This is a genomic window from Cyanobium sp. NIVA-CYA 375, assembly GCF_056108345.1.
In genome coordinates this window covers 1-583 of the sequence record NZ_JBSYHW010000394.1, presented here as the reverse complement: position 1 = coordinate 583, position 583 = coordinate 1, and the positions used below count along the sequence as shown (strand labels likewise).

The following is a 583-nucleotide window of genomic DNA, read 5'->3' as shown; positions in this document are numbered from 1 at the left end:
GGCCAGATCCAGCTCTCGCTGGGGATGACCACCAAGGCCGAGGAAGACGAGATCGTGAAGTTCTTCGAGGACAAGGGCCGGGCCAAGGACCTGCTGCTCTATGCCTGCACCAGCGGCTACCCGGTCGAGTTCGACGAGCTGTGCCTGCTCGAAGTGACCCGCCTGAAGGAGAAGTTCGGTGACCGCGTCGGCGGGATCGGATTCTCCGGCCACCACCTCGGCATCGCCGCCGACATCGCGGCCCTGACCCTGGGCGCGGAATGGATCGAACGCCACTTCACCCTCGACCGCACCTGGAAGGGCACCGACCATGCCGCCAGCCTCGAGCCCGATGGCCTGCGCCGCCTGTGCCGCGACGTGAAGGCAGTCAGCCGCTCGCTCACTTACAAGCAGGGCGACATGACCCCGGTTGAGCTGGGCATGCGCGACAAGCTCAAGTGGACCGGCGGGGGCGAAGTTTCCGCGGCCTGAGCACCGGGGCGGGACGGGCACGATGAAGCTGCTCTACATCGGCGACAACAGCGACAGCCTCAATCTGGGCTGCCGGGCAACCAGCATTGCGCTGCGCCAGCTCGCTGCCCGC

General features: G+C 67.1%; 1 protein-coding gene. It reads left to right on the top strand.

The genetic code is table 11. The annotated features are described in order from the left end of the window. Nucleotides 1–471: N-acetylneuraminate synthase family protein (locus tag AC01FP_RS18775; protein ID WP_474482434.1), on the top strand; the 471-nt coding region annotated here is incomplete at its 5' end. Nucleotides 472–583: the final 112 nt, after the last annotated feature.